The sequence below is a fragment of the Lichenibacterium minor genome (assembly GCF_004137685.1).
GTDB lineage: Bacteria > Pseudomonadota > Alphaproteobacteria > Rhizobiales > Beijerinckiaceae > Lichenihabitans > Lichenihabitans minor.
The window spans coordinates 108,420-129,050 of the sequence record NZ_QYBB01000012.1 but is presented as its reverse complement, the minus strand read 5'-3'; the positions used below and the strand labels follow the sequence as shown (position 1 = coordinate 129,050).

The following is a 20,631-nucleotide window of genomic DNA, read 5'->3' as shown; positions in this document are numbered from 1 at the left end:
CCGTGTCGTCGCGTCCGGTCGGGGACGACCGGTCCCGGCCCGGGCTCCCCACACGGCGCCCGGGCGTCTGAGGATCAGCGCGGCAGCGCCTTCACGGCCGCCAGCACGGCGTCGGCATGGCCCTTGACCGACACCTTCGGCCAGATCTCGGCGATGCGCCCGTCCGGCCCGATCAGAAAGGTCGTGCGCTCGACGCCCATGTACTTGCGGCCGTACATGGATTTCTCCTGCCACACGCCGAAGGCTTCGCAGGTTTCCTTGGTCTCGTCCGAGCCGAGTTCGATGTCGAGCCCGTGCTTCTTGCGGAAGGCGTCGTGGCTGCGGTTGGAATCGGGGGACACCCCGAGGATCTCGGCGCCAGCGTCGCGAAAGGCCGGCATGAGAGCGTTGAAGTCGGCCGCCTCCCGCGTGCAGCCGCTCGTGTCGTCCTTGGGATAGAAATACAGGACCAGGGCCTTGCCGACGTAGTGCGCGAGCGTCAGGTCACCGCCGTCCCGGGACAAGCGGAACGCCGGCGCGGGTGCGCCCGTCTGGAGGGGATCGGCCATGACGTCTTCCTTTCGTCCCATTGGGGGCCGATGGCTTCCGGCGGGCGCCGGCCGCGTCGGCATGTGTCCGCAACGGTGGTCGGTCGCGTCCGGTCCGTCAATCCAGGGAACCGTCCGGCTTGGCCGCAATGCACGACTCTTCGCGTGAGGCGCATGGGGCGGAAGAGCCCGCATCCATCGACGAGCCTGCCGCGGCCTGCATGCGGCACCTCCTGCGGCGGCAGCCGCGGCGCAAGGCGGCGCGCCGCCGGACCGGGCTGCGCCGAGCCGCGCTCGCGCTGACGGGCTTCACGGCCAGCATCGGGTTCCTCGCCGCCGTGGCGGCCGGAGCGCTGTTCATCGAGCTGCGCCAGGGACCCATCTCCTTCGACCTCAAGCCGCAGATCGTCGCCGCCCTGAACGCCCGCGTCGGCCACGGCTTCCGCTTCGACCTGTCCGGCACCGCCATCGAGGCGACCGACCACGGGCCGGCCCTCACCATCCGGAGCCTGTCGGTGTCGGACTCCGCGGCGCGCCCCGTCGTGTCGGCCCCGAGCGCCGCCATCGCGGTCGATCCGATGGCGCTGCTCGTCGGCCGCATCGCCCCGACGCGGCTCGACATCCACGACGTCGACCTGCGCCTCGTCATCCGGCCGGACGGTCAGGTCGCGGTGTCGGCGGGTGCGGAAGCCGCCGCGGTGCCGCTGGCGAACGCCTTCGCGACGGACCCCGCGACCCGATCCGACACGGCCGCGCCGCCGACCGACGCCGTCCCCGCCGTGGCCGGCGCCGCGCCGCTCCACCCCGGCAACGGCGCGCTCCGCGCCTTGTCGGCCGCGTTGCGCTCGCTCGTCGACGCCGCGACGGCGCCCGACAGCGCGCTCACGGCCCTGCAGCGGGTCAACGTCACGGGCCGGCTCGTGCTCGACGACCGGGTGCACAACACCACGACGGTCTTCTCCGACACGGCGCTGAGCTTCGCCCGCGACGCCGACGGCGCGCCGACGCTGACGGTCGCCGCGGACGGGCCCGCGGGCCGCTGGAGCCTGTCGGCGCGCGCCGCCGCCGAGGCCGACGGCACGCGGCGGCTCACGGTGTCGGCCGACAACCTGTCGCTGGACGAGATCACGCTGGCGGGCGGTCTGAAGAGCCTGGGGTTCGACTTCGACATGCCGGTGGCCGCCCACCTCGACCTGCGGGTGGGACCGGGCGGCGAGATCGCCGCCGCTTCGGGCACGTTCGCCCTGGGGGCCGGCTACTTCAAGCTCGACGATCCGGACCACGAGCCGATGCTCATCGACGGGCTGGCGGGCGGCTTCCGGTTCGATCCCGCGGCCGGCGCGGTGCTGATCGAGCGGACCGAGCTCCGTGCGGCGACCTCGGATTTCACCCTGACGGGCCGGGTGGACCTGCCCCGCGGGGCCGGCGATCCCTGGACGTCCGCGATCGACGCGTCCGGCATCGTCGGGGCGGAGCGGCCGAACGAGAAGCCGATCCGCATCGCCCGCGCGGGCATCGGCTTCCGCTATTTCCCGGCCGACCGGCACTTCGCCCTCGACCGCTTCGACGTGTCGGGGCCGGAGGTCGACTTCAGCGGCACCGCCGACATCCGCTCCGGCCCGGCGGGCCTGCGCGTCCACGACGTGTCGACGGTGCGGCACATGCCGGCGCAAACGCTGGTGCGGCTGTGGCCGAGCTTCGTGGCGGCGCCGGTGCGGGCCTGGCTGCTCGCCAACCTCAAGGGCGGAACCGTCGACGGCGGCACCGCCACGGCCGACCTCGACGACGCCGACTTCGCCCTGATGAAGGCGGAACGCTCGGTGGCCGATGGGCACGTCCGCGTCGACTTCGGCGTGTCGGGCGTGTCCCTGGCCTTCATGGCCGGGGTACCGCCGCTGTCCGACCTGTCGGCCACCGGCACGGTCACGGGCCGGACCTTCGCGATGACGGTCGCGCACGGCGACATGGACGTCGCGGCCGGCAAGCGGCTCCAGCTCGCGGAAGGGTCGACCTTCCGCATCCCCGACAACGACCCGAAGCCCATGCCGGCCTTCGTCGACGCCCACGTGACCGGGGCGATCGAAACGATGGCCGAGCTTCTGCAGCGGGACGCGCTGAAGCCCTATGCCGACCTGCCGGCCGACAGCGGGACGCTGCACGGCCAGATCGACGGCCGGCTCGACGTCCAGTTCCCCATCGGCAAGGACGTGCCGGCGAATGCCGCCGCCTTCTCGGTGACGGCGACGGCGACCGGCCTCGCCGTGGACAAGCTCGTCGGCAAGGAAGGCCTGACGGACGCCACGGTGAAGGTCGACGTCGATCCCAAGACGGGGCTGCACGCCAAGGGCGAGGGACGGCTCTACGGCGCCCAGACCAGCATCGACCTCCACAAGCCCCCAGGGGGCCCGGGTGAAGCCGTGATCGCCCTGACCCTCGACGAGGCGGCGCGCGCCAAGGCCGGCATGACGGCGGCGGGGCTGAAGGGGCCGGTGGCCGTCAAGGTCACGGCCGCGTTGTCGAACGGCGAGAAGACCAGGGCCGCGGTCGACGTGGATTTCGGGCGCGCCAGCATCGATGGACTGGTGCCGGGCTTCGCGAAGCCGGCGGGCCGCCCCGCGCGGGCCACCCTGACGGTGCTGCAGCGCGACGGCGGGGTCACGCTCGACAACCTGTCGTTTGAGGGCAACGGCGCGATCGTGAGGGGACGGGTCGACCTCGACCGCGACGGCGATTTCGCGTCCGCCAGATTCGCCCAGGTGAAGCTGTCGCCGGGCGACGAGATGGGGATCGACGCGCAGCAGAGCGGCGACACCCTGAAGGTGACGGCCCGTGCCGCCAACCTCGACGCCCGGCCGTTCCTGAAGTGGATGTCGGCGCCGAGCGCGCCGGGCGGCGTAGCGGGCGCCAAGGGTTCGCTCGACCTCGACCTGCACGCCAGCATCCTCACCGGGCAGAACAGCCAGGCGGTGACGGGGGCCGAGCTGCGCCTGCTGCGGCGCGGCAAGGAGATCCGGCGGGTGACGCTGGCGGGGCGCCTCGGGCGCCAGCCGCTCACGGTCGCGACGTCGCAGATCGATAACGCGCCGCACTTCCTCGTCCACGCCGGCGACGCCGGCGCCGCCCTGCTGTTCATGGACCTGTACAAGCGCATGGCCGGCGGGCGGCTCGACGCCAACCTGGTGATGCTGGGCCAGCGGCTCGACGGCTACGCCGCCGTGCACGACTTCACGGTGCGGGACGACCCCGCGGTGCGCAAGCTCGCCGTCGAGGGCCTGGCGAGCCAGCGCCGGGACGACGGCGGCGCCGCCGCGGACGCGACGGGGATCGACCCGTCCGCCATGTCGTTCCGCAAGCTCGAAGCGTCGTTCAGCAAGACGGGAAACATCGTCGAGGTGAGGGACGGCTCCATGTTCGGCCCGGCGCTCGGCGCCACCGTGTCGGGGACGGTGGACTTCGCCCGCGACCAGGTGAACCTCGGCGGCACCTTCGTGCCGCTGTTCGGGGTCAACAACCTGTTCTCGCAGCTCCCCGTGCTGGGGCCGCTGCTCGGCGGCGGGCGGCACGAGGGGCTGCTGGGGTTGAACTACAAGATCACCGGCTCGGCCGCCAACCCCGTGCTCAACGTCAACCCCTTGTCGGTGCTGGCGCCGGGCTTCCTGCGCCAGATCTTCGGCGCCATCGACGGGTCGGCCCAGCGCGCCCCCACGGCGGGCGACGACGCGCTGCGGCTCGGCCAGGAATGACACGCCACCCGGCCGAACGAGCCGGGGCCGCATCGCGAGCCCGCGCGGCGCCTGGGCGGAGCCGACATCCGCGCTGCGAAGCGACGTCGCGGACGTCGCGCGACGCGCGCTCCGGCCCCTCGCGGCCGGTGCCGCGTCACTCCGGCTTGAGCAGGACGTGCTTCTTGCGGCCGAGGGACAGCTTCACGGACCCGGCGACGATGTCGCGCGGCCCGAGCACCGCCGTGTCGCTGGCCACGGCGTCGCCGTTCACCTTCAGCCCGCCGCCCTTGATCTGACGCCTCGCTTCCCCGTTCGACGACACGAGCCCCGAGCGCGTGAAGGCGGACAGGACGCCCAGCCCCGCCTCGAACTCGGCCATCGGCACCGTGACGCTGGGCAGGTCGTCCGCCACTTCGCCCTGCTCGAAGGTCAGGCGCGCCGTTTCGGCCGCGGCTTGGGCGGCGTCGCGCCCGTGCATCAGGCACGTCGCCTCGGTGGCGAGGCGCTTCTTCGCCTCGTTGATGTCGGCGCCCCCGAGGGCTTCCAGGCGAGCGATCTCGTCCATCGGCAGCAGCGTGAACAGGCGCAGGAAGCGCCCGACGTCGGCGTCTTCCGTGTTGCGCCAGAACTGCCAGTAGCCGTAGGGGCTCAGCATCTCGGCCTTGAGCCACACGGCGCCGGACGCGGTCTTGCCCATCTTGGCGCCGGACGCCGTCGTGATGAGGGGGCAGGTCAGGGCGTAGAGCTGCGGGGCGCCCATGCGGCGCCCGAGGTCCAGGCCCGTGACGATGTTGCCCCACTGGTCCGAGCCGCCCATCTGCAGGCGGCAGCCGAAGCGCCGGTTCAGCTCGACGAAGTCGTAGGACTGGAGGCACATGTAGTTGAATTCCAGGAACGACAGCTCCTGGTCGCGCTCCAGCCGCAGCTTGACGCTGTCCATCGACAGCATGCGGTTGACCGAGAAATGCCGGCCCACGTCGCGCAGGAAATCGATGTAGTTCAGCTTCGTCAGCCAATCGGCGTTGTCCACCATGACGGCATCGCCGGGGGCGTCTCCGAAGCGCACCAGGCGCTCGAACCCGCCGCGGATGCTGCCCTTGTTGGCCTCGATCTGCTCCAGCGACAGGATCTGGCGCGACTCGTCCTTGCCCGACGGGTCGCCGACCCGCGTCGTGCCGCCGCCCATCAGCACGATGGGCTTGCCGGCGCCGGTTTCCTGCAGCCAGTGCAGCATCATGATGGACAGGAGGTGCCCGACGTGGAGCGACGGGCCCGTGCAATCGTAGCCCACATAGGCGTTGAGCTGCCCCGCCCGCGCGAGGGCGTCGATGCCGGCCTCGTCGGAGGTCTGGTGGATGTAGCCGCGCTCGCGCAGGATCCGGAGGAACTCGGACGCGGGTTCGGCCTCGACGGCGCTGGCGGACATGGGGGACTCGACGCTTCGGGGAGGGCCGGCGCTCGGGCGCCGCGTGTCGGCCCGTCTATGGCGTCTTGCCGGCCCGCGCAACTTCGGCGACGCTCGGGCGGGGCGGGCGGACAGCGCGCCGCGAAGGCGGCGCGCGGCGGCGCGGGAAGGCTGAGGCGATGCTGGCACTGGGCCTGATGAGCGGCACGTCGATGGACGGCATCGACCTGGCGCTGCTCGACACGGACGGTCGCGACCGCCTGCAGTTCGGCCCGACGGCGTTCACCCCCTATGCCGAGGCCGACCGCGCGCTCCTGCGGCGCGCCCTCGCCGACGCCGCTTCGCTGTCGGACCGCGACGCCCGGCCGGGCGCCCTGGCCGAAGCCGAGACGCGGATCACGGCGCTGCACGCCGCCGCGGTGAGGGAGTTCCTGGCGGCCCATCCGGCGGAAGCGCGCCGCCTGGAGCTGATCGGCTTCCACGGCCAGACCGTGCTCCACCGGCCCGAACGCCGGCTCACCGTGCAGATCGGCGACGGCGCCCGCCTGGCGCGCGACACCGGGGTCGACGTGGTCGCCGACCTCCGGGCCGCCGACGTCGCGATGGGCGGGCAGGGGGCCCCGCTGGTGCCGGCCTTCCACCGCGCGCTCGCGGCGGCTTCCGGGCTGGCGCTGCCCGCGGCCGTGCTGAACCTCGGCGGCGTCGGCAACATCACCTTCCTGCCGGACGCGGGCGATCCGCTCGCCTTCGACACCGGTCCCGCCAACGCGCTGGTGGACGACCTGATGCTGGAGCGGACCGGTGCGGCCTTCGACCGGGACGGCGCCACCGCGGCGGCGGGCCGGATCCATCCCGGCATCGTCGCCGACCTGATGCGGCACCCCTATTTCGCCGCCCCGCCGCCGAAGTCGCTCGACCGCAACGCCTGGTCCCGCGCGCCCGTGGCGCCGCTGTCGACCGCGGACGCGGCCGCGACGCTGACCGACTTCACGGCGGCTTCGGTTGCGCGGGCGCTCGCCCACCTGCCGGCGGCGCCGGGCGTGCTGGTGGTGTGCGGCGGCGGCGCCCGCAACCCGACGCTGATGGACCTGCTGGCCGCTCGGCTGCCGTGCCGCGTCCTCGCGGCCGCGGCGCTCGGCTGGGACGGCGACGCCGTGGAAGCGCAGGCCTTCGCCTACCTGGCGGTGCGGTCGCGCCTGGGCCTGCCGATCACCTTCCCGGGCACGACGGGCGTTGCGGCGCCGGCGACAGGGGGCGTGGCGTTCGGCGGGCGGGTGTGACGGGCCGTCTCCGCGGCGCGTCCGTCCGCCCGGCGGCAGCGGCCGGCGGGTCCGCCGGGATGCCCCCTCAGGTGCCCGAGCTGCGGGCCGGGATCGCGGTCCGCACCGGGTTGTCGAGACGGCGGTCGAGGTAGGTGCTGACTTCGCCGATGAGGGTGTCGACGCAGTTCTCGAAGAAGTGGTTGGCGTCCGGGATCACGGCATGCTCGATCAGGATCCCCTTCTGCGTCTTCAGCTTCTCGATCAGCGTCTGCACCTCCTTCAGCGGCGCCACGCGGTCCTTGTCGCCGTGGACGAACAGGCCCGACGAGGGGCAGGGCGCCAGGAAGGAGAAGTCGTAGAGCGTCGCCGGGGGCGCGATGGAGATGAAGCCCTCGATCTCCGGGCGGCGCATCAGGAGCTGCATGCCGATCCAGGCCCCGAACGAGAAGCCGGCGATCCAGCAGGCGCGCGCGTCCGGGCTCACCGTCTGGGCCCAATCCAGCGCCGCCGCGGCGTCCGACAGCTCGCCGGCCCCGTGGTCGAAATGGCCCTGGCTGCGGCCGACGCCGCGGAAGTTGAAGCGCAGCACCGAGAAGCCTCGCTCGGCGAACGCGTAATACAGGTTGTAGACGATCTGGTTGTTCATCGTGCCGCCGAACTGCGGGTGCGGATGCAGCACGATGGCGATCGGCGCGCCGCGCTTCTTGGCCGGGTGGAAGCGGCCTTCGAGGCGGCCGGCGGGCCCGGCAAAGATGACTTCAGGCATGGGATCTCCAGGCGTTCCGTGGCCGCGATCGGGCCGGGCTCGCCGGTCCCGGCCGGCCACGGCGCGGCGGACGAGTGACGGCCCCGGGCGCTCGCTTGACTCGAATATCCGGAGGCCGTAACCCCGTTAGAACGATTCTAACAGCGTAGAACGATTCCAACAGGCCGTCGGCCGCCGTCCATCGGACCGAGCGAGGGCTTGTCCACGGGCAAGCGGCCTCTTAGCACGCCTGACCCTTGCAATTGCAAGACTTTCGAGTGGACCACCCGTGACCCGCCAGCCCGCCCGCCCGCGCGTCTACCTCGACCACAACGCGACGGCACCGCTGCGCCCGGAAGCCAGGGCGGCCGCCCTGTCGGCGCTGGAATGCGCCGCGAACCCGTCCTCGGTCCACGCGGAAGGGCGTCGCGCCCGGGCCGTGGTCGAGCGGGCGCGGGCCGAGGTGGCGGCGCTCGTCGGCGCGCGCACCGACGGCGTGACGTTCACCTCGGGCGCGACGGAAGCCGCGGCCCTGGCGCTGACGCCCGACCTCGTCGCCGACGGCCGGGGCGGCTTCGAGCGCCTGCTCGTGTCGGCCACCGAACATGCCGCCGTGCTGAAAGGCCACCGTTTCCCGGCGAAAGCCGTGACGGTCTTGCCCGTCGCGGCCGACGGCACCCTCGATCCGGAGGCCCTGGGCCGTGCCCTGGCGGAGGGGGGCCGGGCGCTCGTCGCCGTCCAGGCCGCCAACAACGAGACCGGCGTGCTCCAGGACGTGCCGAGGATCGCCGCGCTGGCCCGCGCCCGGGGTGGCGCGCTCGTCTGCGACGCCGTGCAGGCGGCCGGGCGGATCAACTGCCGGGCCCTCGGCGCCGACATCCTTCTCCTGTCCGCCCACAAGCTCGGCGGCCTCGCCGGCGCGGGCGCCCTCGTCGTCGCCTCGGGTCGCGTGGCGCCGGGGTCGGCGGTGCTGCGCGGCGGCGGCCAGGAGCGCGGGCTGCGGTCCGGCACCGAGAACGTGCCGGCCATCGCGGCTTTCGGGGCGGCCTGCGCGGCGGCGCGGGCGGCGACACCGGATCTCGCCGCGCTGCGGGACCGCTTCGAGGCGGCGCTGTTCGCGGTGGCGCCCGACGCCGCCGTGGCGGGGCAGGGCGCCGCGCGCCTGCCCAACACCTGCGCCTTCGCGGTGCCGGGCGTTTCGGCGGAGCGCCTGCTGATGGCGCTCGACCTCGACGGGGTGGCGGTGTCGTCGGGCTCGGCCTGCGCGTCCGGGAAGGTCGGAAGGTCGCATGTCCTCGACGCCATGAAAGTGAATGCCAGTTTCACTTCGGGTGCGATCAGGGTAAGCTTCGGGTGGGATTCGGCCGAAGCCGACGTGGACCGCGCCACACATGCGCTCGGTACGGCACTGCACCGCATGCGTGGGGGGCGGAACCGCACCGCAGCATGACTATATGCCAGGAAGAGGGCCCGATCCGGGCCGACGGATGCAAGACGACCGGGGCGCGTGCGCGGCCGGTCCGGGAGTGTTGAGATGCCGGCAGTTCAGGACACCGTCGATCAGGTCAAGGCCATCGACGTCAGCGAGTACAAGTACGGCTTCGTCACGGAGATCGAGGCCGAGCGCGCCCCGAAGGGCCTCAGCGAGGACATCGTTCGCTTCATCTCCTCCAAGAAGGAGGAGCCGGCCTGGCTGACGGAATGGCGCCTCGAAGCCTACCGCCGCTGGATCACGATGGAGTCGCCCGACTGGTCGCGCGTGAAGCACCCGCCGATCGACTACCAGGACCTGCATTATTTCTCCGCCCCCAAGGGCACGGCCGGCCCGAAGTCGCTCGACGAGGTCGATCCCGAACTGCTGCGCACCTATGAGAAGCTCGGCATCCCGCTGCGCGAGCAGGAGATCCTGGCCGGCGTCGAGCCGACGAACCGCGTGGCCGTCGATGCGGTGTTCGACTCGGTGTCGGTCGCCACGACCTTCAAGGCCGAGCTCGCCAAGTCGGGCGTCGTCTTCTGCCCGATCTCCGAGGCCGTCCACACCCATCCCGAGCTGGTCAAGAAGTACCTCGGCTCGGTCGTGCCGGTGACCGACAACTATTTCGCCACGCTGAATTCCGCCGTCTTCTCGGACGGCTCGTTCGTCTACATCCCGCCGGGCGTCCGCTGCCCGATGGAGCTGTCGACCTATTTCCGCATTAACGACACCAAGACTGGCCAGTTCGAGCGCACGCTGATCATCGCCGACAAGGGGTCCTACGTCAGCTACCTCGAGGGCTGCACGGCCCCGATGCGCGACGAGAACCAGCTCCACGCCGCCGTGGTCGAGCTCGTCGCCCTGGAAGACGCCGAGATCAAGTATTCCACGGTCCAGAACTGGTACCCCGGCGATGCCGAGGGCAAGGGCGGCATCTACAACTTCGTGACCAAGCGCGGCGACTGCCGCGAGGCGCGGGCCAAGATTTCCTGGACGCAGGTGGAAACGGGCTCGGCGATCACCTGGAAGTACCCGTCCTGCATCCTGCGCGGCGACGACTCGCGGGGCGAGTTCTATTCCATCGCCATCTCGAACGGCATGCAGCAGGTCGACAGCGGCACCAAGATGGTGCACCTCGGCAAGAACACCACGAGCCGGATCATCTCCAAGGGCATCGCGGCGGGCAAGTCGGACAACACCTATCGCGGCCTCGTGTCGGCCCACCGCAAGGCCACCAACGCCCGCAACTTCACCAACTGCGATTCGCTGCTGATCGGCGAGCATTGTGGCGCCCATACCGTCCCCTACATCGAGGCCAAGACCTCGACGGCGGTGTTCGAACACGAGGCCACCACCTCGAAGATCTCCGAGGACCAGCTGTTCTATTGCCGCCAGCGCGGCCTGTCCGGCGAGGAGGCGACCGCCCTGATCGTCAACGGCTTCGTGCGCGACGTGCTCCAGCAGCTGCCGATGGAGTTCGCCGTGGAAGCGCAGAAGCTCATCGCCATCTCGCTCGAAGGCAGCGTCGGCTGACCTGACACCCGCCGCCCGTCCCCGCGCAGGCGGGGACGGGCGCTGCGACGATCGGCCGAAGGCCGCCCATCCCGATCCCCGTCGCGCCCTCGGCCCCTGCATCCCCGCCCGCGCGGGGACGCGCGGCCGGAACGGTCCGCGACTCCGAAGAACGACGAAGCCAAGGTTCACCAGCATGCTCGAAGTCAGGAATCTCCACGTCGAGGTGGAAGGCCAGAAGATCCTCCGCGGTCTCGACCTCAAGGTCCATCCCGGCGAGGTCGCCGCCATCATGGGGCCGAACGGCTCCGGCAAGTCGACGCTGTCCTACGTCATCGCCGGCCGCGAGGACTACGAGGTGACCGACGGCGAGGTCCTGCTCGACGGCGAGAACGTTCTGGAGATGGATCCCGAAGAGCGCGCCGCGAAGGGCCTGTTCCTGGCCTTCCAGTACCCGGTCGAGATCCCCGGCGTCGCCACCATGACGTTCCTGAAGGCGTCCGTGAACGCCCAGCGCAAGTCCCGCGGCGAGCCGGAACTGTCCACGCCCGACTTCATGCGCCACGTGAAGCAGGGCGCGGAGCGGCTCGAGGTCAATCCCGATATGTTGAAGCGCCCGCTCAACGTCGGGTTCTCCGGCGGCGAGAAGAAGCGGATGGAGATCCTGCAGATGGCGCTGCTGGAGCCGCGCTACGGCCTGCTCGACGAGACGGATTCCGGCCTCGACATCGACGCGCTCCGCATCGTGTCGAACGGCGTCAACGCCCTGCGCGCCGCCAACCGGGGCTTCCTCGTCATCACCCACTACCAGCGCCTGCTCGACTACATCAAGCCGGACGTGGTCCACATCATGAGCAAGGGGCGCATCATCAAGAGCGGCGACGCCGCGCTGGCGCTCGAGCTCGAAAAGAACGGCTATCGCGACTACGTCGCCGACGCCGCCGCTTGAGGCCCGATCCCATGCCCCCGATGATCCGCCGCGAACACGACGCCGAGCGCATGCTCGGCGAACAGTTCCGCGCCTTCCGCCCGGCCGACGCTTCGGCGGGGCGGCGCGACGAAGCCTTCACGCTGTTCTCCGAGGCCGGCCTGCCGAGCCGTCGCATCGAGAGCTGGCACTACACCGACCTGCGCGGCCTCGTGCGCGAAGCGCTGCCGCCGGCGCCCGAGCCCGACGCCGCCACGATCGAGGCGGCGCGCGAGCGCCTGGCGGCCCATGCCGTGCCGGGCGCCGCCCGCGTTGTGGTGCTCGACGGCACCTACCGCCCCGAACTGTCCGACCTGTCGGCGCTGTCCGCCGGCGTGACGGTGACGTCGGTGCTCGACGCCCTGTCGACCGGCGACCTCGACGCCGGCCTCGCCGCCGCGCAGAAGCTCGGCCAGGTCGAGTCGATGCTGGCGCTGAACGCCGCCTTCCTGCAGGGCGGCGCCATGATCGTCGTCGCGCCGGACACCCAAGCGGCCGCGCCGATCGAGCTGGTGATGCTGCTCAGCGGCCGCGCGCCGGCCGCCACCTACGACCGCAGCTACGTGAAGGTCGGCGACCGCGCTTCCCTCACCCTCGTCGAGCGGCACGCGTCGCTGGGCGACGCCAAGTCGCTCGCCGCCACCGTCCTGGTGGCGGCCGTCGGCGACGGCGCCAGCTTCGAGCATCTCGCCCGCATCGACGGGCTCGGCCCGCAGGCGCTGCACCTCGGCACCACGCTGATCAGGCTCGGCGCGGACGCGAAGTTCGAGGCCACGACCCTGGTGGCGACGGGTGGCGTGACGCGCCGCCAGGCCTACCTCGAATTCGTGGGGGAGAACGCCACGGCGCACCTCTACGGGGTGTCGCTGCTCGACGGCAAGAGTCACGCCGACACGACGCTGATCGTCACCCACACGGCGGCGCATTGCGAAAGCCGTGAGCTGTTCAAGCATATCCTCGACGGGGAAGCGACGGGCATCTACCAGGGCCGCGTCGTCGTGGCGCCCGGTGCGCAGAAGACGGACGGCAAGATGCTGTCCAAGTGCGTCTTCCTCGGCGACGGCGCCAACATGTACAACAAGCCGGAGCTGGAGATCTTCGCCGACGACGTGGTGTGCGGCCACGGCGCGACGGTCGGCGCGCTTGACGACGACCAGCTCTTCTACCTGCGCGCCCGCGGCATCCCGCTTCGCGAAGCGCAGGCCCTGCTGCTCGAAGCTTTCGCCTCCGAGGCGATCGAGACGGTGTCGGTCGCGTCCGTCAAGGACGAGATGAACGACCGCGTCGGCGAGTGGCTGCGCCAGCACGGACGGTGATGACCATGCCCGATCACGGAACCCAGGGTTCGCCCGCCTACGACGTCGAGGCCATCCGCCGGGACTTCCCGGCGCTGTCGCTGACGCCCTACGGCAAGCCCCTCGTCTACCTCGACAACGCGGCCTCGGCGCAGAAACCGCGGGCCGTGATCGAGCGCATCTCCACCGCCTACGAGACCGAATACGCCAACGTGCATCGCGGCCTCCACTACCTGGCCAACGCCGCCACCGAGGCCTTCGAGGGCGCGCGAGAGAAGGTCCGCGCCTTCCTCAACGCCGAATCGGTCGACGAGATCGTCTTCACCCGGTCGGCCACCGAGGCGGTGAACCTCGTCGCGTCCTCGTTCGGGCTCGCCCACATCGGCGAGGGCGACGAGATTGTGCTGTCCATCATGGAGCACCATTCCAACATCGTGCCCTGGCATTTCCTGCGCGAGCGCAAGGGTGCGGTGCTGAAGTGGGTCGACTGCGACGAGGACGGCAACCTGTCGCTGGACGCGTTCGAGGCCGCGTTGTCGCCGCGCACCAAGATCGTCGCCATGACGCACATGTCGAACATGCTGGGCACGATCACGCCGATCAAGGAGATCATCCGCATCGCGCATGCGCGCGGCATCCCCGTGATGGTCGACGGCTCGCAGGGCGCGGTGCATCTCGACGTCGACGTGCGCGACCTCGACGCCGACTTCTACCTGTTCACCGGACACAAGGTGTACGGCCCCACCGGCATCGGCGTGCTCTACGGCAAGAAGGGCATGCTGGCCGGGCTTCCGCCCTTCAACGGCGGCGGCGAGATGATCGACGTCGTCACCACCGAGGGCGTGACCTACAACACGCCGCCTCACCGCTTCGAGGCCGGCACGCCGCCGATCGTCCAGGCGATCGGCCTCGGCGCCGCCCTCGACTACATGCGCGAGATCGGCCGCGACAGGATCCGCGCCCACGAGCGCGACCTCACCGCCTATGCGCACGAGCGGCTCGGGCGGGTCAACTCGCTGCGCATCTTCGGCAACGCGACGGAGAAGGGTGCCATCGTGTCCTTCGCGATGCAGAACGCCCACGCCCACGACGTCGCGACCGTGATCGACCGCTACGGCGTGGCGGTGCGGGCCGGCACGCATTGCGCCATGCCGCTGCTGCAGCGCTTCGGCGTCACGGCGACCTGCCGGGCCTCCTTCGGCCTTTACAACACGCGCGGCGAGGTCGATGCCCTGGCGGACGCGCTGCTGCGCGCCGAAGCGCTCTTCGCCTGAACGCGTGTCGGCTGTCGCCGACCCGCGCCAGCTCAAGACGGAAACAACGATGTCAGACGCCACCGCGCCCAACCTGCCGGAGATCGATCCGGCTTCCGCCATCCCGCCCGCCGAACTCGACCAGATCACCGAAGGGCTCGTGGCGGCCCTGAAGACCGTCTACGACCCCGAGATCCCGGTCGACATCTACGAGCTCGGCCTCATCTACAAGATCGAGATCGACGACTCGAAGTTCGTCGCCATCGACATGACCTTGACGGCCCCGGGCTGCCCGGTGGCGGGCGAGATGCCCGGGTGGGTCGAGACCGCCGCGGCGGCCGTGCCGGGCGTCGCCGGCGCCAAGGTGTCGATGGTGTTCGACCCGCCGTGGGACCAGAGCCGCATGTCGGACGAGGCCCGCGTCGCGCTGGACATGTGGTGAGGCAGCGGACGGCCCTTCTCCCCGCAGCGGGAGAAGGGCCGTCCCGCTAAGCCGCCGCGGCGGCGGGCTCCGCCACGCCCAGCCAGCCGTCGAGGTCCCGCTCCGCCCGCAGGCTCATCGCCAGCTTGTTGGCCTTGGACTTCTCGGGCCCGCGCAGCTTCTTCCCGGTTTCCGACCGCGGCGCCTCGCCGAGGGGCGGGAACAGCCCGAAGTTGACGTTCATGGGCTGGAACGACGGCGGGCCGGCGTCGATCGTCTCGATGTGGCCGCCGGTGATGTGGTTGATGAGCGCCCCGATGGCGGTCGTGGCCGGCGGCATGGCCGGCTCCTCGCCGCGCCGCTCGGCTGCCGCCAGGCGACCGGCCATCAGCCCGACCGCCGCGCTTTCCACGTAGCCCTCGCAGCCGGTGATCTGCCCGGCGAAGCGCAGCCGCGGCATGGCCTTCAGCCGCAGCCGTCCGTCGAGCAGGCGCGGCGAGTTGATGAAGGTGTTGCGGTGCAGGCCGCCGAGCCGCGCGAATTCCGCCCGCTCCAGGCCCGGGATGGTGCGGAACACCTCGACCTGGGCCCCGTGCTTCAGCTTCGTCTGGAAGCCCACCATGTTGTAGAGCGTGCCGAGCGCGTTGTCCTGGCGGAGCTGGACGATGCCGTAGGCCTTGACGAGCGGGTCGCGCGGGTTGGTCAGCCCCACGGGCTTCATCGGCCCGTGCCGGAGCGTTTCGCGCCCGCGCTCCGCCATGACCTCGATCGGCAGGCAGCCGTTGAAGTAGGGCGTGCCCTCCCATTCCTTGAAGGACGTCGCTTCACGGCTCAACAGGGCGTCGACGAAGGCCTCGTACTGGTCGCGGTCGAGCGGGCAGTTGATGTAGTCGAGCCCGTTGCCGCCCGGCCCCACCTTGTCGTAGCGCGACTGGTACCAGGCCTTGTCGAAGTCGATCGAGTCCTTGTGGACGATCGGCGCGATGGCGTCGAAGAAGGCGAGATGCTCCTCGCCGGCCAGCGCCGCAACGGCGGCCGCCAGCCCCGGCGACGTCAGCGGCCCGGTCGCGACGACGACGCTGCTCCAGTCGTCCGGCGGCAGCCCGTCCACCGCTTCCCGGCGCACCTCGATCAGCGGTTCAGCGTGGATGGCGCGCGTCACGGCGGCGGCGAAGCCGTCGCGGTCCACCGCCAGGGCGCCGCCGGCGGGCACTTGGTGGCTGTCGGCGCAAGCCATGACGAGCGACCCCATCCGCCGCATCTCGCGGTGGATGATGCCGACGGCGTTGCCGAGCGCATCGTCTGAGCGGAACGAGTTCGAGCAGACGAGTTCGGCGAGGTCCTGCGTCTTGTGGGCGTCGGTGGGCCGGGTCGGCCGCATCTCGTGCAGCACGACCGGGACGCCGGCGCGGGCGATCTGCCACGCGGCTTCCGAGCCGGCGAGGCCGCCGCCGATGACGTGGATGGGTTCGGGCTTTGAGGTCGACATCCCATCCACCTACGGGACCGGCATGGCCGTCGCAAGGCGGGTCCTCGAAAGTGAAGCGCCCGCCGGAGCGGAAGCTCCCAGCGGGCGCGGACGGACGGCCTCGGCCGGCGTTTCAGGCTTCGCTGTCGGCGCTCTGGCGGACGAGGGCCGAGATGTCGGCGCGGCCGATCCCGAGGTCGTTCAGCTCGCGGTCGGACAAGCGGGACAGCTCGCGGACGGAATCGCGATAGCGGCGCCAGGCGGCGATCTTCAGGGTCAGGGACTTCAGCATGGAGTTTCTCCGTTTCTGTTAGCCCGCCGCTGCCGCTCGGAGCGGCGCACGGGCGATTGGGTCATGCCCACCCACACAAAACGGCGGGCATGTCATGTTCCGGAGCCTCGTCGGCCCAGGGAATGTCCCGGTCGGTTCAGGCGGCCAGGGAGGTCGGCACGTGGGCGGCCCAGGCCGGGCCGATCAGCGCGTCGTCGGCGGTGACCGGGGCGGCGACGTCGCCGGAGACGAGCAGCGAACCGTCGGCCACGAAGGGGATGTCGCCGCGGCCGATGCCGAGGTCGGCGAGTTCGCGGTTCGTCAGCATCGACAGTTCGCGGATGGTTTCGCGCTGCTGGTTCCAGGCGGCGAGGCGGGTCTTGATGGACTTGATCATGGGATCATTCCTGTTGTTGTCGTTCCGACGCCGGCCATCCGGCAAGGGAACGAAGGTTTGAATGCCCTCCACACGGGGGCGGGCAGAGGCGGGTCGATCTTCGAAAGCCGGCGCCCGGCGGTTCGGGGCGGCGGGAAGGATGTCAGGCGGCGACGGACTGGCGGGCGTTGGCGGTCCAGGCCGGCATCGCGACGGTCGGCACCGGGCGAGGTGCCACGTCCCGCGACGCGCTTTCGGCGACGGACCGGATGTCGGACCGGGCGATGCCCAGGTCGGCGAGCTCGCGGTCCGACAGGCGGGACAGCTCGCGGACGGCTTCGCGCTCGCGGCGCCAGGAGGCGATGATGTTCAGCATGGAAAGGTTCCTTGCCTGTCGCGAGGCCGGTCAGACGACCCGCTCCGTTCGGCCTTTGATGCAATGCAATATACGCCCTTTCGGCATTGCGAGAAGGGAGGATGCGCGTCGTCTGATATGCAGGAGACGCGTGGCTTCATTCACATTCAGGTAGGAATTGAGGCTGAAAAGCGCTTGTCTGACCTCGCATCCAGCGTCGTCACCCGTTTGTCGGCAGGTTGTCATGTGAAAACTGCATGACAGAGGCGGTCGACGCTCGTCTCGTAGGCAGTTTGGCGCCCAGGCTGCACGGCGTGCGGCGGCTCGCCCTTTTTCGCTGCAGCCGTCCGTGGTGCATCGCAACAAAGGGCATCCGTGCGAAGCCGGCGACGCGGTTCGAGTCGCGCGCGCGTTCGGCGCGCGTCGGCCAGGATGGGGCCGGGCGGATGGGGTGCCGTCGCGCGGGACGGCCCCGTATCGCGGCCCGAACCGCGGCGGAGGGCCGTCAGGCGCGGCCGCGCCGGAGGTGTCCCGATCGGCGCGAGGCCGGACCGACGGGTCCGGCGGTCTAGCCGCCGGTCACTCGGCCGCGGCCTTCAAGGGCCGGCGCGCCAGCACGTCGCGCAGGAATCGCCCGGTGTGGCTCGCGGGGTGTCGCGCGACCTCCTCGGGCGATCCGGAGGCGACGATGCGCCCGCCGCCGTCGCCGCCCTCGGGCCCGAGGTCGACGATGTGGTCGGCCGTCTTGACGACCTCGAGGTTGTGCTCGATCACCACCACGGTGTTGCCCTGGTCCACCAGTTCCTGCAGCACCTCGAGGAGCTTGCGCACGTCCTCGAAGTGCAGGCCCGTGGTGGGCTCGTCGAGGATGTAGAGCGTGCGCCCCGTCGAGCGCCGCGACAGCTCCTTCGACAGTTTCACGCGCTGCGCTTCGCCGCCCGACAGCGTGTTGGCCTGCTGCCCCACCTTGACGTAGCCGAGCCCCACCCGCGCCAGCGTCTTCATCTTGTCGCGGATCGACGGCACGGCCTTGAACAGGTCGGCCGCCTCCTCGACCGTCATGTCGAGGACGTCGGCGATGGAATGGTCGCGGTACTTCACGTCCAGCGTTTCGCGTCCGTAGCGCTTGCCCTTGCACACGTCACAGGTGACGTAGACGTCGGGCAGGAAGTGCATCTCGATCTTGATGACGCCGTCGCCCTGGCAGGCTTCGCAGCGTCCGCCCTTGACGTTGAAGGAGAAGCGCCCCGGCCCGTAGCCGCGCGCCTTCGATTCCGGCAGGCCCGCGAACCAGTCGCGGATGGGCGTGAAGGCCCCCGTGTAGGTGGCGGGGTTGGAGCGCGGCGTGCGGCCGATCGGGGACTGGTCGATGTCGATGACCTTGTCGAGGTGTTCCAATCCCTCGACGGCGTCGTGCGGCGCCGGATGCTCGGCGCCGCCGCCCAGCTTGCGCGCCGCGGCGGCGAAGAGCGTATCGATCACCAGGGTCGACTTGCCGCCGCCCGACACGCCCGTGATGCACGAGAAGGTGCCGAGCGGCAGCTCCAGGGTGACGTTCTTGAGGTTGTTGCCCCGCGCGTTGACGACCCGGAGCGACTGTCCCTCCTTGGCGGCGCGGCGGCGGCGCGGCACGCCGACGGTTTTCCGGCCCGCGAGGTAGTCCCCCGTCAGCGATGCGGGGTTGGCCATGATGTCGGCCGGCGTGCCGACCGCCACGATGTGGCCGCCGTGCACGCCCGCGCCGGGCCCGACGTCGACCACGTAGTCGGCCGACAGGATCGCATCCTCGTCGTGCTCGACCACGATCACGCTGTTGCCGAGGCTCTTCAACCGCTGCAGCGTGCCGAGCAGGCGCTCGTTGTCGCGCTGGTGCAGGCCGATCGACGGCTCGTCGAGCACGTAGAGCACGCCCGTCAGGCCCGAGCCGATCTGCGAGGCCAGGCGGATGCGCTGGCTTTCGCCGCCCGACAGCGTCCCGGCGCCGCGGCCCAGCGTGAGGTAGTCGAGCCCGACGTCGATGAGGAACCGAAGCCGGTCGCGGATCTCCTTCAGGATGCGCGCCGCGATCTCGTTGCGCTTGGCGTCGAGCTGCGCCGGCAGGCCGTCGAACCACAGGATGGCCTTGCGGATCGACAGTTCGGCCGCGGCCGAGATGGTGCGGTCGGCGACGCGCACCGCCAGGGCCTCGGGCTTCAGCCGCGCGCCCGTGCAGGTCGGGCAGGGCACGGCGCCCATGTAGCGCCCGATCTCGTCACGGATGAACTCGCTGTCGGTTTCCTTGAAGCGCCGGTCGAGGCTTCGCACCACGCCCTCGAAGGGCTTGGTGACGCCGTAGGCGCGCGAGCCGTCGTCGTATTGGAAGCGGATCGGCTCCTCGCCGGAGCCGAACAGCACGACGTCGCGGAACGCCTGGGGCAGGGCGTTCCACTTGGTGTCGAGCTTGACCTTGTAGTGGCGCGCCAGCGCGTCGAGCGTTTGGGCGTAATAGGGCGACGACGACTTCGACCAGGGCGACACCGCGCCCCGCTTGAGGCTCAGCGTCGGGTCCGGAACGACGCGCTCGGCATCGACCTGCATCTGCGAGCCCAGGCCGGCGCAGACCGGGCAGGCGCCGAACGGGTTGTTGAAGGAGAACAGCCGGGGCTCGATCTCGGGAATGGTGAAGCCCGACACCGGGCAGGCGAACTTCGACGAGAACACGACTTCCCGCGGCGAGCCCTCCGGCGGCTCGTCGGCGAATTCCACGATCGAGATGCCGTCGGCGAGCTCCAGCGCCGTTTCGAAGCTTTCGGCGAGCCGCGTCGCCATGTCGGGCCGGACCGCGATGCGGTCCACCACCACGCCGATGTCGTGCTTCAGCTTCTTGTCGAGGACCGGGGCTTCGTCGATCGGGTAGAATTCGCCGTCGACCTTCAAGCGCTGGAAGCCCTTGCGCTGGTATTCGGCGATCTCCTTGCGGTATTCGCCCTTGCGGCCGCGCACCACCGGCGCGACCAGATAGAGACGCGTGTTCGCCGGCATGGCCAGCACGCGGTCGACCATCTGGCTGACGGTCTGGCTCTCGATCGGCAGGCCGGTGGCGGGCGAATACGGGATGCCGACGCGCGCCCACAGCAGGCGCATGTAGTCGTAGATCTCCGTGACCGTGCCGACGGTGGAGCGGGGGTTCTTCGACGTGGTCTTCTGTTCGATCGAGATGGCGGGCGACAGGCCGTCGATCTGGTCGACGTCGGGCTTGCCCATCATCTCCAGGAACTGCCGCGCGTAGGCCGACAGCGACTCGACGTAGCGGCGCTGGCCCTCGGCATAGATGGTGTCGAAGGCGAGGCTCGACTTGCCGGAACCGGACAGGCCGGTGAACACCACCAGCTTGTCGCGGGGGATCGTGAGGTCGACGTTCTTCAGGTTGTGCTCGCGCGCGCCCCGCACCACGATCGAATCGCGCTCGGGCGTGCGGGGCGGCTCCGCGTCGAACAGCTTGGCGAGGCGGTCGTCGCTCATCTCGGCGGCGGCGGGGGCTTCGGCCGCGCCGCCCTTCACCGCCCGGACCTTGCGCACGATGCGCGGGGCCGGGC

General features: G+C 70.9%; 14 protein-coding genes and 2 pseudogenes. 8 read left to right on the top strand and 8 right to left on the bottom strand.

Features of this window, described 5'->3' with window-relative positions; all coding sequences use genetic code 11:
• Nucleotides 1-74: 74 nt before the first annotated feature.
• The gene (locus D3273_RS12650) at nt 75-548 is read right to left on the bottom strand and encodes a peroxiredoxin (protein WP_129227058.1); all 474 of its coding nucleotides are present in this window, start codon (nt 546-548) and stop codon (nt 75-77) included.
• A 119-nt stretch (nt 549-667) separates the two neighbouring features.
• On the opposite strand from D3273_RS12650, the gene D3273_RS12645 reads away from it, so the two are divergent.
• A complete protein-coding gene (locus D3273_RS12645; protein WP_165359478.1) occupies nt 668-4,270 on the top strand; it encodes a DUF3971 domain-containing protein in 3,603 nt (1,200 codons plus the stop codon).
• Between the two features lie 136 nt (nt 4,271-4,406).
• Here the strand turns inward: D3273_RS12645 and tyrS are convergent, their stop codons facing one another.
• Entirely contained in the window at nt 4,407-5,678 is a 1,272-nt protein-coding gene (gene tyrS, locus D3273_RS12640; RefSeq protein ID WP_129227054.1) for a tyrosine--tRNA ligase, read from the bottom strand.
• A 158-nt stretch (nt 5,679-5,836) separates the two neighbouring features.
• Between tyrS and D3273_RS12635 the strand changes: the two genes are divergently transcribed.
• Entirely contained in the window at nt 5,837-6,937 is a 1,101-nt protein-coding gene (locus D3273_RS12635) for an anhydro-N-acetylmuramic acid kinase (RefSeq protein WP_129227052.1), read from the top strand.
• Between the two features lie 67 nt (nt 6,938-7,004).
• Here D3273_RS12635 and D3273_RS12630 read toward each other — a convergent pair whose 3' ends face one another.
• Nucleotides 7,005-7,685 carry an alpha/beta hydrolase gene (locus D3273_RS12630; RefSeq protein WP_129227050.1) on the bottom strand — a complete coding sequence of 227 codons (681 nt, stop codon included), beginning with the start codon at nt 7,683-7,685 and terminating at the stop codon, nt 7,005-7,007.
• A gap of 268 nt (nt 7,686-7,953) precedes the next feature.
• Here D3273_RS12630 and D3273_RS12625 point away from each other — a divergent pair, with 268 nt between their 5' ends.
• From D3273_RS12625 to D3273_RS12600, 6 genes are all read left to right on the top strand, one after another.
• A complete protein-coding gene (locus tag D3273_RS12625) occupies nt 7,954-9,114 on the top strand; it encodes a cysteine desulfurase family protein (protein WP_129227049.1) in 1,161 nt (386 codons plus the stop codon).
• A gap of 84 nt (nt 9,115-9,198) precedes the next feature.
• Nucleotides 9,199-10,671, top strand: a complete 1,473-nt coding sequence (sufB, locus tag D3273_RS12620) for a Fe-S cluster assembly protein SufB (protein WP_129227047.1) — start codon at nt 9,199-9,201, stop codon at nt 10,669-10,671.
• A 175-nt stretch (nt 10,672-10,846) separates the two neighbouring features.
• Entirely contained in the window at nt 10,847-11,599 is a 753-nt protein-coding gene (gene sufC, locus D3273_RS12615) for a Fe-S cluster assembly ATPase SufC (RefSeq protein WP_129227045.1), read from the top strand.
• An 11-nt stretch (nt 11,600-11,610) separates the two neighbouring features.
• Nucleotides 11,611-12,933 (top strand): Fe-S cluster assembly protein SufD, encoded by a 1,323-nt coding sequence (gene sufD / locus D3273_RS12610; protein WP_129227043.1) that lies wholly within the window; start codon nt 11,611-11,613, stop codon nt 12,931-12,933.
• A gap of 5 nt (nt 12,934-12,938) precedes the next feature.
• Entirely contained in the window at nt 12,939-14,186 is a 1,248-nt protein-coding gene (locus D3273_RS12605) for a cysteine desulfurase (RefSeq protein WP_129227041.1), read from the top strand.
• Between the two features lie 49 nt (nt 14,187-14,235).
• Nucleotides 14,236-14,607: an SUF system Fe-S cluster assembly protein gene (locus D3273_RS12600; RefSeq protein ID WP_129227039.1), complete on the top strand. Its 372-nt coding sequence runs from the start codon at nt 14,236-14,238 to the stop codon at nt 14,605-14,607.
• A 46-nt stretch (nt 14,608-14,653) separates the two neighbouring features.
• On the opposite strand, the gene trmFO is transcribed toward D3273_RS12600, so the two are convergent.
• The 5 genes and pseudogenes from trmFO to uvrA form a co-directional block, all read right to left on the bottom strand.
• Nucleotides 14,654-16,075, bottom strand: a complete 1,422-nt coding sequence (trmFO, locus tag D3273_RS12595) for a methylenetetrahydrofolate--tRNA-(uracil(54)-C(5))-methyltransferase (FADH(2)-oxidizing) TrmFO (RefSeq protein ID WP_129227037.1) — start codon at nt 16,073-16,075, stop codon at nt 14,654-14,656.
• Between the two features lie 112 nt (nt 16,076-16,187).
• Nucleotides 16,188-16,346 (bottom strand): DUF1127 domain-containing protein, encoded by a 159-nt coding sequence (locus tag D3273_RS12590; protein WP_129227035.1) that lies wholly within the window; start codon nt 16,344-16,346, stop codon nt 16,188-16,190.
• A gap of 244 nt (nt 16,347-16,590) precedes the next feature.
• Nucleotides 16,591-16,722, bottom strand: a pseudogene (locus tag D3273_RS29940) (DUF1127 domain-containing protein); the annotation flags it as partial.
• Between the two features lie 226 nt (nt 16,723-16,948).
• Nucleotides 16,949-17,077: pseudogene (locus D3273_RS29140) on the bottom strand (DUF1127 domain-containing protein); the annotation flags it as partial.
• A gap of 558 nt (nt 17,078-17,635) precedes the next feature.
• Nucleotides 17,636-20,557, bottom strand: a complete 2,922-nt coding sequence (uvrA, locus tag D3273_RS12575) for an excinuclease ABC subunit UvrA (RefSeq protein ID WP_245501145.1) — start codon at nt 20,555-20,557, stop codon at nt 17,636-17,638.
• Nucleotides 20,558-20,631: the final 74 nt, after the last annotated feature.

Coding starts and splice junctions, on each gene's coding strand:
- D3273_RS12650 (WP_129227058.1), bottom strand. CDS start 548: ATGGCCGATCCCCTCCAGACGGGCGCACCCGCGCCGGCGTTCCGCTTG.
- tyrS (WP_129227054.1), bottom strand. CDS start 5,678: ATGTCCGCCAGCGCCGTCGAGGCCGAACCCGCGTCCGAGTTCCTCCGG.
- D3273_RS12635 (WP_129227052.1), top strand. CDS start 5,837: ATGCTGGCACTGGGCCTGATGAGCGGCACGTCGATGGACGGCATCGAC.
- D3273_RS12630 (WP_129227050.1), bottom strand. CDS start 7,685: ATGCCTGAAGTCATCTTTGCCGGGCCCGCCGGCCGCCTCGAAGGCCGC.
- sufB (WP_129227047.1), top strand. CDS start 9,199: ATGCCGGCAGTTCAGGACACCGTCGATCAGGTCAAGGCCATCGACGTC.
- sufC (WP_129227045.1), top strand. CDS start 10,847: ATGCTCGAAGTCAGGAATCTCCACGTCGAGGTGGAAGGCCAGAAGATC.
- sufD (WP_129227043.1), top strand. CDS start 11,611: ATGCCCCCGATGATCCGCCGCGAACACGACGCCGAGCGCATGCTCGGC.
- D3273_RS12605 (WP_129227041.1), top strand. CDS start 12,939: ATGCCCGATCACGGAACCCAGGGTTCGCCCGCCTACGACGTCGAGGCC.
- D3273_RS12600 (WP_129227039.1), top strand. CDS start 14,236: ATGTCAGACGCCACCGCGCCCAACCTGCCGGAGATCGATCCGGCTTCC.
- trmFO (WP_129227037.1), bottom strand. CDS start 16,075: ATGTCGACCTCAAAGCCCGAACCCATCCACGTCATCGGCGGCGGCCTC.
- D3273_RS12590 (WP_129227035.1), bottom strand. CDS start 16,346: ATGCTGAAGTCCCTGACCCTGAAGATCGCCGCCTGGCGCCGCTATCGC.
- uvrA (WP_245501145.1), bottom strand. CDS start 20,557: ATGAGCGACGACCGCCTCGCCAAGCTGTTCGACGCGGAGCCGCCCCGC.